Source organism: Tepidamorphus sp. 3E244, assembly GCF_046159835.1.
In the GTDB taxonomy this organism is placed as follows: Bacteria; Pseudomonadota; Alphaproteobacteria; order Rhizobiales; family Tepidamorphaceae; genus JACKJK01.
In genome coordinates, this window is sequence record NZ_JBJXCY010000001.1 from 421,418 (window position 1) to 434,449 (window position 13,032).

Here is a 13,032-nt window from a genome sequence, read left to right on the forward strand (position 1 = left end):
CGCGCTTGTGTTTCGCTGTCACTGGAAAGCCGCGATTGGCGGCCCTATTCATCGTGCCATGACAATCGCAAAGCCCTTTCTCGCCGCCGCCGCGCTGGCGCTCGTTTCAACCGTAGCCGTGGCCGACTCCGCGTCCGACTGGTCGCAGGGCGGCTATGCCCGCGTGCGCCTCATCAACGCCGGCAACCCGGAGCCAGGCGTGTGGCGCGCGGGGCTGGAGATCGACCTCAAGGACGGGTGGAAGACCTATTGGCGCTCACCGGGCGAAACCGGCGTGCCGCCGATCTTCGACTGGACACCCTCGGACGGTGTCGCCTCGGTTGAGGTGCATTGGCCCACCCCCGTCCGGTTCGTGGATTCGGGTCTCACCTCCATCGGCTACAAGGGCGACGTGGTGCTGCCCATCGAGATTCGCACGACGGGCGACACGCCGCCGAAGCTGGACCTGGCGCTGAGCTACGCCGTGTGCAGCGACATCTGCGTGCCCGAGGAGGCGACCGTCACGCTCGACCTGTCCGGTGGCGCCAGCCCGCGTGGCCGGGTCGAGGTCGAGGCATCGCTCGCCAAAGTGCCGGAACGCACCATGTCCGGCACGAATATCGCCGTGGCGCGCCCCGGCAAGACGCGGCAGGACCCCATCGAGATCGAACTTGTGTCCGGCACCAGCCCTGAGCGGGTCTTCGTCGAAGGTCCGGAAGACTGGTACCTCCCAGCCCCGGAGGCCGCCACGAACGACGGCACGGTGACCCTGTCGCTGCCGACCGGTGGAATCCCCGACGCGGCAGACCTCGACGGCGTGAAACTGACGGTCACGGCGCTTGGTCCCGATGGCGCGTGGGAAGAGACCGTCGAACTCACCGCGCGCTGAATTTCACAACGCCCCACCTGACATTCTCCCGCGCCGCCATATGTGCTGGTGCAGGATGCGGCCCCTGTGCGGCCGCCAATTTGGGGGAGGACCTTCCACATGATCGCAGTTGGTGACCGTTTGCCGCAGGCGCAGTTTTTCGTGAAGACCGAAAACGGGCGCGAAAAGCGCAGCACGGATGATGTCTTTGGTGGCCGCAAGGTCGTGTTGTTCGGCGTTCCCGGTGCCTTCACCGGCACATGCTCCAAGGCGCACCTGCCGGGCTTCGTGAACAACGCCGAAACTTTCCATGCCCATGGCATCGACGAGATCGCCTGCGTGTCGGTGAACGATGCCGACGTGCTGCACGCCTGGTCGCATATCGGCGAGGCGGACGGGAAAGTGACGATGCTGTCTGACGGCAATGCCGAGTTCACCAAGGCGCTCGGCCTCGACATCGACATGTCCGGCGCCGGCATGGGCACCCGCTCCAAGCGCTACTCGATGGTGGTCGACGACGGCGTCGTGAAGAAGCTCAACATCGAGGAATCCCCCGGCAAGGCTGAAGCCTCCAGCGCCGAAACGCTGCTGGCGCAGCTTTAGGGCTCAGTCCCCGGCGGCCATCCCGGCAAGCTTCGCGACCGTGTTCAAGTTGCGCGCCGTGCCGCGTTCGGCCGCCGGAATTTTCAGCTTCGAACGCCCCATCCCGCTGGGGTAGTGCACGTAGATCTCGTGCTGCCCCAGCTTCATCACCGCATCCTTGCAGCCCTTCGCCTCGTCCAGCCACGCCTGCTTCGGCGCCTCGTCGAGGAAGATCGCCGTCGTGTATTTCGGCTCTTCGTCAGGGAACGGGTTGTCTTTCAGGATGCGCGCCATGTCGGCAGCGGTGCGGATGAAGACATCGACCCGCTTGCCGGCATAAGCCTCGAGGCGCGTTTCCAGCGCGTCGCGCGCCTTGGCGGCGCTCAACTTCGTGTCGAAGACGACGTTTCCGCTGGCGATATAGGCGCGCACGTTTTCAAGGCCCGCGTCCTCGCACATGGCCTTGAGGTCCGGCATGGGCAGCTTGCCGGTCCCGCCGACGTTCACCGCTCTCAGCAAGGCGACATGACGGGTCATCGGCGCGGCGTCCTCAAGGCTTTGCCCGGCTGGGCTGCGCTCATGCGGGTTTTACAGGCTTCTTTTTCTTAGGCTTGAACGGGGCCATGCCCTCGTTGGCTAGCTGGTCGGCGCGCTCGTTTTCCGGGTGCCCCGCATGGCCCTTCACCCAGTGCCAGTCCACGTCGTGGCGGTGGATCGCCTCTTCAAGCCGCTGCCAGAGATCGACGTTCTTCACCGGCTTCTTGTCGGCGGTCTTCCAGCCGCGCGCCTTCCAGCCGCGCAGCCACTGTGTGATGCCGTTGCGCACGTAGGAGGAGTCCGTGAACAGGTCCACCGTGACCGGCCGCTTCATGGCCTCCAGCGCCATGATGGCCGCGGTCAGTTCCATGCGGTTGTTGGTCGTCTCCGCTTCGCCGCCGCACAGCTCCTTCTCGGTGCCGTTGTAGACGAGAAGCGCACCCCAGCCGCCCGGTCCGGGATTCCCGGAGCAGGCGCCATCGGTGTAGACGCTGACCTTCTGCTGGTCGCTCATGCCTCCAGTCCGTATTGAGATGCATCGTCCACGCCGCGATGGAAGCGCAGCTTGCGCAGGTATTCCATCGGGTCCTTGGGCTGCACCATCGCGCCGGGAGGCGTGTTCAGCCAGTCGTACAGCCGCGTGACGAGGAAGCGCATGGAAGCGCCGCGCGCCAAAACAGGCAGCGCCTCGACTTCCGCTTGCGTAAACGGCCTGACGTTTGCGTAAGCCGTCATCAGGGCCCGTGCCTTGGTGACGTTGAAGGACAGATCCGGCTCGAAGCACCACGCGTTCAGGCAGATCGCGACGTCGTAGGCGAAGGCATCGTTGCAGGCGAAATAGAAGTCGATGAAGCCCGAAAGCTGTTCGCCGATGAAGAACACGTTGTCTGGAAACAGGTCCGCGTGAATCACGCCGCTCGGCAACCCGTCCGGCCAGTGGGCCTCAAGCTCGCCGAGCGCCTCGTCCATCTCGCTTGCAAGCCCCGGCGACACGCTGTCGGCGCGTGCGCGGGCATCCTCGAAGATCGGTCGCCAGCCGGAGACCGACAGCGCGTTCTCGCGGTTGCCGGAATAGTCCGCGCCAGCCAAGTGCAGCTTGGCCAGCATCGTGCCCAGTTCGCGGCAATGCTCGGTGCGCGGGCGGCGCACCCACATGCCTTCCAGGAACTCGATCAGCGCTGCGGGACGCCCCGCCAGCTTGCGCAGCATGGCGCCGTCATGGGCGTGGATCGGCTGCGGGCAGCGGATACCGCGCTGGGCGAGATGCTCCATCAGGCCGAGGAAATACGGCAGGTCGGCTTCCGCCACGCGCTTTTCATAGAGCGTGAGGATGAACTGGTCGCGGTCCGTGCGCAGCAGGAAGTTGGAATTCTCCACCCCTTCCGCGATGCCCTTGAACGATAGTAGCCCGCCAATGTCGTAGGCCGCGACGAAAGCGGAAACCTCTTCGTCGGAAACGTCGGTGTAGACGGCCAAGGCGCTACTCGGCGGCTTCGCGCAGGGCGCGCGGGAGATTGAAGATGACGTCTTCGTCAGCGGTGGAAATGGTTTCGAGGTCGAGCTTGCGGCGTTCGCCGAAGGCATTGATGACCTCGTCGACGAGGACTTCCGGTGCGCTGGCACCCGCTGTCAGCCCGATCGTGTCGGCCGCGTCGAAGATCGACCAGTCGATGTCACTGGCCCGCTGCACCAGTTGTGCGTGCTTGCATCCAGCCTTCAGCGCCACTTCCACCAGTCGCTGCGAGTTGGAGCTGTTCGGCGCGCCGACGACGATCATCGCGTCTGCCAGCGGCGCAACGGCCTTCACCGATTCCTGCCGGTTTGTGGTGGCGTAGCAGATGTCTTCCTTGTGCGGCGGCGCAATGGCCGGGAACCGGCGCGACAGCACCGCGACGATCTCGGCGGTATCGTCCACCGAAAGGGTCGTCTGCGTCAGGTAGGCGATGTTTTCCGGGTTGTTCGGCGTGAACGCCTCCGCATCCGCAACCGTCTCCACCAGGTGGATGGTCCCGGGCGGAAGCTGCCCCATCGTGCCGACCACTTCCGGATGCCCCGCATGGCCGATCAGCACGATCTCGCGACCGTACTTTTCATGCACCATCGCTTCCTTGTGGACCTTGGAAACCAGCGGGCAGGTCGCATCCAGGAAGAACATGTTGCGGTCGGAGGCTTCCGCCGGAACCGATTTCGGCACGCCGTGGGCGGAGAAGATCACCGGGGCCTGCGTATCGGGAATCTGGTCGAGTTCCTCCACGAAGACCGCGCCCTTGGCCTTGAGATTTTCGACCACGAACCGGTTGTGGACGATCTCGTGGCGCACGTAGACCGGTGGCCCGAAACGCTTCAGCGTCAGCTCCACAATGCGGATGGCGCGGTCGACGCCGGCGCAGAATCCGCGCGGCGAGCACAACAGCAGCTTCAGGGGTTTGCGGTCGGTCATTCGGTGTCCGGGCTTGGCAGGCGGGGCGGCAGCGGTTAACGCTGTCGCTGCATCGCCTTATCGGGAAGCGACGCGGACTGGTATAGTCGGCGGCGCATTCGCGAGCGAATGTCGGGGGTATAGTGTCGCCGAGCGTTGCGCTGTCAAGCACCGCCGGGAAACTGGATCGCAAGCGCGCCATTTTCTCGCCGGGATAAGCGCGCACAGCAACGCCACGAGCGCGCGTTCACCGCGCGAGCGAAGCGACAGAAGAAGCGCAACTTGGAGACTGTCGGGCGTTCATGCGTAGCTTTTCCAAATCTTTTCGTTCCAATGCACCCCGTCTTGGTGCCGCAGGCCTTGCCTGCGCACTGTTCGGCCTGCTTGCCGCCTGTTCCAGCCCGCCGGCCCAGGGCATCAGCAATGCCAGCAGCAACCTCGCGCAGCGGCTGAACCTCAATTCCACCTCCTCCAGCGATCCGATCCCGAAACGTGCCGAACTGGAAGATGCACGCGGCTGCCCGCGCGCCGTCATCCGCGACGGGACGCAGACGCTGCGTGTCTACGAGCGCGGTGCCGACGGCGACCCGGAATTCATTCGCTATCAGGGCTCGATCATGAAGATCGCCCGCGAGTGCACCTGGTCGGGCGACGAGATCGTCTCCATCAAGTTCGGTGTCTCCGGTCGCGTGGTCATTGGGCCGCGTGGCGGCGAGGGCACCTATTCGTTGCCCCTGCGCGTCGCCTTTGTCGCTCGTGGGGAAGCGCCGATGTGGGGTGACCTGTTCACCCAGTCCGTCACCATCGGGCCGGGCCAGACGAGCGCGGATTACGTGATGGTCCAGCAGACGCCGGGCCTGACAATACCCGCCGGTGCCGATGTCACCCGCTACCTGCTCTATGTCGGTTTCGACGGCCAGGGCGGCTGATCGCACGACTCAGGTTGACTAGCCCTTTCGCGGGCATATGATCTTCTCCGCCGATAATTATCCTGCGGGAGACGCTGACCTTCGGGTCAGGGCCGAAGGCGCAACCGCCCCGGAAACGCTCAGGCAAAAGGACCGCTGGATCATACGGCCTCTGGAAAGCAATCGGGCGCGCCCGATTCACCGACGGGGGTAAGCAGCCGGCGTTCTGCCGGTCGAGCGAATTCTCTCAGGTTCCGTGACAGAGGGGGTGCTGGGCCAGCGCGCATCTGCGCCGGTTCGCGCATGGCCTTGAAGCAACGGAACGGGAGAACCCTATGGCAGGGGCAACCGACGGCGGCGATCTTCTCAAGACACCGCTTCACGCAGTCCACGTCGCGCTTGGCGCGCGCATGGTGCCGTTTGCCGGCTACGACATGCCGGTGCAGTACGAAACGGGCATCATGGCCGAACACAAGGCAACGCGCGAAAGCGCCGGCCTGTTCGACGTGTCCCACATGGGCCAGGCGGTGCTGCGCGCCGAGAACGGCAGCCACAAGACCGTCGCCTCCGCGCTCGAAGCCCTCGTGCCCGCGGGCATCCGCAGGCTCGATCCCGGCCACCAGCGCTACACCCAGTTACTCAATACCGATGGCGGCATCATCGACGACCTGATGGTGACCCGTGGCGCATCGTCTGAGGATGACGGCACGCTGTTCCTCGTGGTGAACGCGGCCTGCAAGGCGGGCGACTACGCCCATATCGAGGCCAACCTCACCGGCGGCGTGCGGCTCGACCCGCTGGAGGGGCGCGGACTGATCGCGCTGCAGGGGCCAAAGGCGGCCGAAGTCCTGAGCGCCCATGTGCCGGGCGCTGCCGACATGGCCTTCATGGACGCGCGGCCTGCCAAGTTCGACGGCATCGACATCCATGTCTCCCGCTCCGGCTACACCGGCGAGGACGGCTACGAGATTTCAACCGCCGGGCGCGATGCCGAGGCGGTCTGGGCCGCGCTCGCGGCATCCGATGCGGTGATTCCGGTCGGCCTTGGCGCGCGTGACACGCTGCGTCTGGAGGCGGGCCTCTGCCTGTATGGCCACGACATCGACGAGACGACCTCCCCGGTTGAAGCGGGTCTCACGTGGTCCATTGGAAAGCGCCGCCGCGAGGAGGGCGGGTTTCCCGGCTTCCAGCGCATCTACCGCGAATTGCAGGACGGCCCGTCGCGCAAACGCGTCGGCATCTTGCCGGAGGGGCGCGCGCCGGCCCGCGAGGGCACCGTCATTGCCGACGAGAACGGCAACGAGATCGGCACCGTCACCAGCGGCGGCTTCGGGCCGACCGTCGGCGGCCCCGTCGCCATGGGCTACGTCAAGACGACCTTCGCCAAGCCGGACACGCCATTGCAACTGATGGTGCGCGGCAAGGCCCAGCCGGCGAGGGTGGTGAAGCTGCCCTTCGTGCCGCCCGGTTTCCACCGCGGATAATTTCAAAGATCAACGAAAACTCGAGGGGTTGAGCAATGCTGCGTTTCACCAAGGACCATGAGTGGGTGCGTGTCGAAGGCGATGAGGCGACGGTCGGCATCACCGATTTCGCCCAGTCACAGCTTGGCGATGTCGTCTATGTCGAGCTGCCGGACGTGGGCCGCAGCGTGACCGCCGGCGGCGAGGCCGCGGTGGTGGAATCGGTGAAGGCCGCCAGCGAGGTTTATGCGCCCCTGACCGGCGAAGTCAGCGCCGTGAACGACGCGCTCGGCGAAGCGCCCTCCACCGTGAACGACGATCCGCAGGGCAATGGGTGGTTCATGAAGATCAAGATGTCCGACAAGTCCCAGCTCGACGAGCTGATGGACGAGGATGCCTACAAGAAGTTCGTCGAAGAGCAGGAGTAGCGCGTGGCGCATATCTACACCGCCGGGATCCGCTGGGCGCTGGAGGGCGCGGACTTCGCCTCCAACGACTATTCGCGCGGCCACACCTGGTCTTTCGACGGCGGCGTCGAGGTTCCGGCGTCGTCTTCACCCAGCGTCGTGCCGGTGCCGAAGTCGCGCGAGGATGCGGTCGACCCGGAAGAAGCCTTCGTCGCCAGCCTGTCGAGCTGCCACATGCTGTGGTTTCTCGATCTCGCGCGCCGCGCGGGCTTCGTCGTCACGGCTTACGAGGACAATGCCGACGGCGAGATGAAGAAGAACGGTGAGGGCAGAATCGCCATCACCTCGGTCACCTTGCGCCCCAAGGCGACCTTCGAGGGTGACGCGCCGGATGCCGCCAAGCTCCACGCCCTGCACCACGATGCGCACGAGGCGTGCTTCATCGCCAATTCCGTGAAGACCGATATCTGGCTCGAACCGAGAACCTGAAGGAAGCCAGCCGATGCGCTACCTGCCGCTGACCGATGCCGACCGGGCCGAGATGCTGGCCGATGTGGGCGTCGATTCGATCGACGCGCTGTTTGACACGATCCCGAAGAAGGCACGCCTCGACGACCTGCTGGACCTGCCGCGCACCAAGGGCGAACTGGAGGTCGAGCGACTGCTCGGCGCCATGTCGGCGAAGAACGTCGCCGCCGGCTCCGTCCCCTTCTTCGTCGGCGCCGGGGCCTATCGCCACCACGTGCCCGCAAGTGTCGATCACCTGATCCAGCGCTCGGAATTCCTGACCTCCTACACGCCGTACCAACCGGAAATCACGCAGGGCACGCTGCAATACCTGTTCGAATTCCAGACGCAGGTCGCGCGCCTCACCGGCATGGATGTGGCCAACGCCTCCATGTACGACGGCTCCACCGGCACCGCCGAGGCCGTGCTGATGGCGCACCGCGTCACCCGCCGCAACAAGGCGGTGCTGTCCGGCTCGCTGCACCCGCACTACCGCGACGTGGTGGAAACGGTCTCGCGCATGGCCGGCGACGAGGTCGTGGCGCTGCCCGCCGACCCGGCGGGGGCCGAGGATATCCTCTCGCAGATCGACGACACGGTCTCCTGCGTCGTCGTGCAGACGCCCGGCGTCTTCGGCAACCTGACGGACCTGACCCCTATCGCTGAGAAGGCGCACGAGCACGGCGCATTGCTGATCGCGGTGTTTACGGAAGTCGTCAGCCTCGGCCTGATCCAGCCGCCCGGCGAGATGGGTGCCGACATCGTCGTCGGCGAAGGGCAGGGCATTGGCAACGGGCTGAACTTCGGCGGGCCGTATGTCGGCCTGTTCGCCACGCGCCAGAAATACGTGCGGCAGATGCCGGGCCGCTTGTGCGGCGAGACGGTGGATGCGGAAGGGCGGCGCGGCTACGTGCTGACGCTCTCGACCCGCGAACAGCACATCCGCCGCGACAAGGCGACGTCCAACATCTGCACCAATTCGGGCCTTTGCTGCCTCGCCTTTACCATCCACCTGTCACTCATGGGCGATCTCGGGCTGACGCGCCTTGCCGAGTTGAACCACGCAAACGCGGTACAGCTTGCCGATGCGCTGGACGGGGTGAACGGTGTCGAGGTCCTTTCCGAGACCTTCTTCAACGAGTTCGCGATTCGGGTGCCGCGTGACGCCGCGCAGGTGATCGAGCAGCTTGCATTGCGCAACGTGCTGGGCGGGGTGCCCTATTCGCGCATCGACCCGAATGCCGGGCTGGACGACGTGATCCTCGTCGCCGCCACCGAGGTCAACACCGATGCCGACCGTGTCGCCTACACGGTCGCACTGAGCGAGGTGCTGGGATGAGCATGAACAACCAGGGACGCCCCTCTGCCCCGACGCAGGGCGACAGCAGCGCGCCCGACACCTACACCGGCAATGCCGCGCTGATGATCGAGGAGCCATTGCTCTTCGAGATCGGTCAGACGGACAATTGCGGCGTCGACATTCCGCCAGCCCCTGAAGTCAGGTCCCGGCTCGGCAAGCTGAAGCGAAAGCAGAAGGCCGGACTGCCGGCCCTGAGCGAGCCGGAGGCCATGCGCCACTATGTGCGGCTGTCGCAGAAGAACTACGCCATCGACATGGGGCTCTATCCGCTCGGCTCCTGCACGATGAAGCACAACCCGCGCCTCAACGAGAAGATGGCGCGGCTGCCCGGTTTTGCCGACGTGCACCCGTTGCAGCCGGTCTCCACCGTTCAGGGCGCGATCGAACTGATCGACACGCTCGCTGAATGGCTGAAGACCATGACCGGCATGGCGGCCGTTGCCATGAGCCCCAAGGCCGGCGCGCATGGCGAACTGTGCGGGATGATGGCGATCAAGGCAGCGCTGGAATCACGCGGCGAAGGTGACACGCGCACCGTGGTGCTGGTGCCGGAATCCGCCCACGGCACCAACCCGGCGACCGCAGCCCTGCTTGGCTACTCCGTGAAGGCCATCCCCGCCCGCAAGGACGGCACCGTCGATCCGGCATCGGTGAGGGAACTGCTGGATGACACGGTCGCCGGCATCATGCTCACCAACCCCAACACCTGCGGGCTGTTCGAGCGCGACGTGATCGAGATCGCCGACGCGGTGCACGAGGCAGGGGCCTACTTCTATTGCGACGGTGCGAACTTCAACGCCATCGTCGGCAAGGCGCGTCCCGGCGACCTCGGCATCGACGCCATGCACATCAACCTGCACAAGACGTTCTCCACGCCTCATGGCGGTGGCGGGCCGGGCGCAGGCCCGGTGGTGCTGTCGGAAGCGCTGGCACCCTTCGCGCCGGTCCCCTTCGTCAGCCGGGCGGAAGACCTGTTCGGTCTCGTCGAACACACGAAGGACGAGGCCAAGCCCTTTGGCCGCATGACCGCCTTCCACGGGCAGATGGGCATGTTCGTGCGCGCGCTGTCCTACATGCTGGCGCATGGTTCGGACGGCATGCGGCAGGCCTCCGAGGATGCCGTGCTCAACGCCAACTACGTGCGCACGAAACTCTCCGACGTGATGACCCAGCCCTTCGGCAACCAGGTCTGCATGCACGAAGTGCTGTTCGACGATTCCTTCCTGAAGGATACCGGCGTCTCGACCCTCGACTTCGCCAAGGCGATGATTGACGAGGGCTACCACCCGATGACGATGTATTTCCCGCTGGTGGTGCATGGCGCGATGCTGATCGAGCCGACCGAATCGGAATCCAAGGCCAGTCTCGATCTGTTCATCGCCACCATGCGCGACCTCGTCTCGGCCGCGAAGGCAGGCAAGACCGGGCGCTTCTCCGGCGCGCCCTACTACGCGCCGCGCCGCCGCCTCGACGAGACGCAGGCCGCCCGCAACCCGCGCCTCAAGTGGACGCCGCCGGAACCGGCGCAGGAAGCGGCCGAATAGAGAAGGCGGAAACGAAAAAGGCCCCGGTGTTTCAACCGGGGCCTTTTCAAACTTGTCGATGGTCGGCGTCCTTACTGGAGCCGTGCCTTGATCTCGGAGATGGAGTCGGTGATCTGCTTGTTGGCAGCCGTACCGGTCATCTTGTCGGCGAGGATCTTCTCGGCCGCTGCAACGGCAACTTCGGCGGCAACCGAACGCACGTCCTGGACGGCCTGTGCCTCGGCCTGCGCGATCTTCGTCTCGGCCATCTTCTGGCGGCGGGTGATGAGTTCCTCGACCGCCTGCTTGGCTTCCTCGGCCATGCGCGCTGCGTTGGATTCAGCGGCGGACACGATGTCGGCTGCTTCCTTCTCCGCATCGCGCTGCTTGCGCTGATACTCGGCCAGGAGCGCCTGCGCCTCCTCGCGAAGCTTGCGGGCTTCCTCAAGCTCGTCGGCGATGCGCACAGCGCGCTTGTCGAGCGCCGAGGTGATCTGGCCCGGCACGCGGACATAGATCACGATGCCGAGGAAGATGATGAGGCCGATCAGTGCCCAGAATGTTGCATCCATGGTGCTGTCCTTATCCGGCGCCTAAGCGCGAACGTCCGCGACGGTCTTGCTCAGTTCCGCCTTGGTGGCCTTGCCGCCGCCAAGTGCCGAGACGATCTCTGCCGCAGCTTCGGTCGCGATCTCGTCGACATTGCTCATCGCCTGCGCCTTCACCTCGGCGATTCGCGCCTCGGCTTCCTGCATCCGCGTCGCAAGCGCGTCCTCCGCCTCGGTGCGCTCGGCATCGATGGACGACTGGACACGGTCTCGCGTGGATTTGGCGATCTCGTTGGCGCGCTGGCGCGCCTCGGCAAGCGACTGCTCGTAGGCTGCGATCGCCTCGTCCGTCTCGGACTTGAGGCGCTCGGCTTCCGCCAGGTCGCTGGCAATGCGGTCGTGACGCTGCTCGAGAGTCTGCGCGATGCGCGGCAGCACCATCTTCGACATCAGGTAGTAGAACAGGCCGAACGTGATCGCCAGCCAGACAAGCTGGGAGGCGAAGGTCGAGCTGTCGAACGGCGGGAAGGTTGCCCCGTGTTCGCCACCGTGGTCCGCGGCGGTGCCGACGGCGGTGTGCGTGTCGCCTTCGCCGTGGCCGGCTTCGCCCACCTGCGGCTCGCCTGCCGGCGGCAGGGCTTCGCCCGCGGCCGGTTCGTCGGTCTGGGTCAGTTGAATGTAATCGCTCGCCATCTCGGCCAACCGTTGCTGGATTTCATGCACGTCTCTCCCGCACGGCTGGTGCCGGGCGGCGAGTCGCTGGAATCAGGTCCGGCGCACGCCCGTTTGATGGGGCGCGCCGGAGCCGGTGTCGAATTCGCCGATTAGACGAACAGCAGGATGAGCGCGACGAGCAGCGAGAAGATGCCCAGCGCTTCCGTGACGGCGAAGCCGAAGATCAGGCGGCCGAACTGGCCGTCAGCAGCCGACGGGTTGCGCAGTGCGCCCGCCAGGTAGTTGCCGAAGATCTGGCCCAGGCCGATGCCCGCGCCGCCCATGCCGAGGCATGCGATGCCGGCACCGATGTACTTTGCTGCTTCCGCTTCCATTTTGTTGCTCCTTGACGAATGAACCGTGTTGGTTGGTAACCGCTGTTTCGAGATGACGCCGCAACCGGCGCCGGTGAAAGTCGTCTCGCCGCCCCGCCTAGTGGCTCGGGTGCAGCGCGTCGTTGAGATACATGCAGGTCAGCACCGCAAACACATAGGCCTGCAGGAACGCGACCAGGAATTCCAGCGCCGTCAGGCCGACCGTCATGGCCAGCGGCAGGATCGAACCGACGATGCCGACCGCGCCCGCCGTGCTCAGCGACACGATGAAGCCCGCGAAGACCTTCAGCGTGATGTGACCGGCCAGCATGTTGGCGAACAGACGCACCGAAAGGCTGATCGGGCGCGACAGGAACGAGATGACCTCGATCATCGTCACCAGCGGGATCAGGAGTGCGGGAACGCCATCGGGCACAAACAGCTTCAGGAAGCCGAGACCGTGCTTGTAGAAGCCGTAGATTACCACGGTCAGGATCACGACCATCGCGAGCGCGAACGTCACGATGATGTGGCTGGTGACCGTGAAGAAGTAGGGGAACATGCCGAGCAGGTTCGCCACGAGGATGAACATGAACAGCGAGAACACCAACGGGAAGAAGCGCAGGCCCTGGCTGCCGGCCGCGTCTCGCAACATGCTGGCGATGAATTCGTAGGACATCTCGGCAATGGACTGGAGCCGCGTCGGCACCATGCCGCGCCCGGAGGTCGCCAGCATGAAGAAGGCAGTCGTCACGGCCACGGTCGCCACCATGAACAGTGCCGAGTTCGTGAACGACAGGTCCAGGTCGCCGACCTCGATCGGAACGATTTTCTGGATCTGGAACTGGTGGATCGGATCGTTGGCCACGCGCCCTCAAGCCCCTGTTCGCGTCGGAGGAACGG

The 13,032-nt window shown here is 65.3% G+C and carries 16 protein-coding genes and 1 riboswitch; of the genes, 8 read left to right on the forward strand and 8 right to left on the reverse strand.

Annotation, left to right across the window (positions count from 1 at the left end):
* Positions 1-58 precede the first annotated feature (58 nt).
* Positions 59-868 carry a protein-disulfide reductase DsbD domain-containing protein gene (locus ACKTEK_RS01970; protein ID WP_409163558.1) on the forward strand — a complete coding sequence of 270 codons (810 nt, stop codon included), beginning with the start codon at positions 59-61 and terminating at the stop codon, positions 866-868.
* A 99-nt stretch (positions 869-967) separates the two neighbouring features.
* Complete coding sequence (locus ACKTEK_RS01975) at positions 968-1,450, forward strand: peroxiredoxin (protein ID WP_409163559.1); 483 nt, start codon at positions 968-970, stop codon at positions 1,448-1,450.
* Positions 1,451-1,453: 3 nt separating this feature from the next.
* Here ACKTEK_RS01975 and ACKTEK_RS01980 read toward each other — a convergent pair whose 3' ends face one another.
* The 4 genes from ACKTEK_RS01980 to ispH are packed head-to-tail and all read right to left on the reverse strand — an operon-like array spanning position 1,454 to position 4,406.
* Positions 1,454-1,966 carry a DUF1697 domain-containing protein gene (locus tag ACKTEK_RS01980; protein ID WP_409163560.1) on the reverse strand — a complete coding sequence of 171 codons (513 nt, stop codon included), beginning with the start codon at positions 1,964-1,966 and terminating at the stop codon, positions 1,454-1,456.
* Between the two features lie 40 nt (positions 1,967-2,006).
* On the reverse strand, positions 2,007-2,480 hold the full coding sequence (gene rnhA / locus ACKTEK_RS01985) for a ribonuclease HI (protein ID WP_409163561.1): 474 nt from the start codon (positions 2,478-2,480) through the stop codon (positions 2,007-2,009).
* A complete protein-coding gene (locus ACKTEK_RS01990) occupies positions 2,477-3,442 on the reverse strand; it encodes a homoserine kinase (protein WP_409163562.1) in 966 nt (321 codons plus the stop codon). The genes rnhA and ACKTEK_RS01990 overlap by 4 nt, the downstream gene beginning before the upstream one ends.
* Positions 3,443-3,446: 4 nt before the next feature.
* Positions 3,447-4,406 carry a 4-hydroxy-3-methylbut-2-enyl diphosphate reductase gene (gene ispH, locus ACKTEK_RS01995; protein ID WP_409163563.1) on the reverse strand — a complete coding sequence of 320 codons (960 nt, stop codon included), beginning with the start codon at positions 4,404-4,406 and terminating at the stop codon, positions 3,447-3,449.
* A 281-nt stretch (positions 4,407-4,687) separates the two neighbouring features.
* Between ispH and ACKTEK_RS02000 the strand changes: the two genes are divergently transcribed.
* The 6 genes from ACKTEK_RS02000 (at position 4,688) to gcvPB (ending at position 10,574) form a co-directional block, all read left to right on the forward strand.
* Positions 4,688-5,314 carry a hypothetical protein gene (locus ACKTEK_RS02000; RefSeq protein WP_409163564.1) on the forward strand — a complete coding sequence of 209 codons (627 nt, stop codon included), beginning with the start codon at positions 4,688-4,690 and terminating at the stop codon, positions 5,312-5,314.
* A 55-nt stretch (positions 5,315-5,369) separates the two neighbouring features.
* Positions 5,370-5,459: riboswitch (glycine riboswitch) on the forward strand.
* Positions 5,460-5,628: 169 nt separating this feature from the next.
* On the forward strand, positions 5,629-6,777 hold the full coding sequence (gene gcvT / locus ACKTEK_RS02005; protein ID WP_409163565.1) for a glycine cleavage system aminomethyltransferase GcvT: 1,149 nt from the start codon (positions 5,629-5,631) through the stop codon (positions 6,775-6,777).
* Between the two features lie 35 nt (positions 6,778-6,812).
* Complete coding sequence (gene gcvH, locus ACKTEK_RS02010; RefSeq protein ID WP_409163566.1) at positions 6,813-7,184, forward strand: glycine cleavage system protein GcvH; 372 nt, start codon at positions 6,813-6,815, stop codon at positions 7,182-7,184.
* A gap of 3 nt (positions 7,185-7,187) precedes the next feature.
* Positions 7,188-7,652 (forward strand): OsmC family protein, encoded by a 465-nt coding sequence (locus tag ACKTEK_RS02015; RefSeq protein ID WP_409163567.1) that lies wholly within the window; start codon positions 7,188-7,190, stop codon positions 7,650-7,652.
* A 13-nt stretch (positions 7,653-7,665) separates the two neighbouring features.
* Positions 7,666-9,009: an aminomethyl-transferring glycine dehydrogenase subunit GcvPA gene (gcvPA, locus tag ACKTEK_RS02020; RefSeq protein WP_409163568.1), complete on the forward strand. Its 1,344-nt coding sequence runs from the start codon at positions 7,666-7,668 to the stop codon at positions 9,007-9,009.
* Positions 9,006-10,574 (forward strand): aminomethyl-transferring glycine dehydrogenase subunit GcvPB, encoded by a 1,569-nt coding sequence (gcvPB, locus tag ACKTEK_RS02025; protein ID WP_409163569.1) that lies wholly within the window; start codon positions 9,006-9,008, stop codon positions 10,572-10,574. The genes gcvPA and gcvPB overlap by 4 nt, the downstream gene beginning before the upstream one ends.
* A 71-nt stretch (positions 10,575-10,645) precedes the next feature.
* Here the strand turns inward: gcvPB and ACKTEK_RS02030 are convergent, their stop codons facing one another.
* From ACKTEK_RS02030 to ACKTEK_RS02045, 4 genes are all read right to left on the reverse strand, one after another.
* The gene (locus tag ACKTEK_RS02030) at positions 10,646-11,125 is read right to left on the reverse strand and encodes a F0F1 ATP synthase subunit B (protein ID WP_409163570.1); all 480 of its coding nucleotides are present in this window, start codon (positions 11,123-11,125) and stop codon (positions 10,646-10,648) included.
* Between the two features lie 21 nt (positions 11,126-11,146).
* Complete coding sequence (locus tag ACKTEK_RS02035) at positions 11,147-11,794, reverse strand: F0F1 ATP synthase subunit B (RefSeq protein ID WP_409163571.1); 648 nt, start codon at positions 11,792-11,794, stop codon at positions 11,147-11,149.
* 131 nt (positions 11,795-11,925) lie between these two features.
* Positions 11,926-12,150: a F0F1 ATP synthase subunit C gene (locus tag ACKTEK_RS02040; RefSeq protein ID WP_409163572.1), complete on the reverse strand. Its 225-nt coding sequence runs from the start codon at positions 12,148-12,150 to the stop codon at positions 11,926-11,928.
* Positions 12,151-12,247: 97 nt separating this feature from the next.
* Positions 12,248-12,997 (reverse strand): F0F1 ATP synthase subunit A, encoded by a 750-nt coding sequence (locus ACKTEK_RS02045; protein WP_409163573.1) that lies wholly within the window; start codon positions 12,995-12,997, stop codon positions 12,248-12,250.
* Between the last annotated feature and the right edge of the window lie 35 nt (positions 12,998-13,032).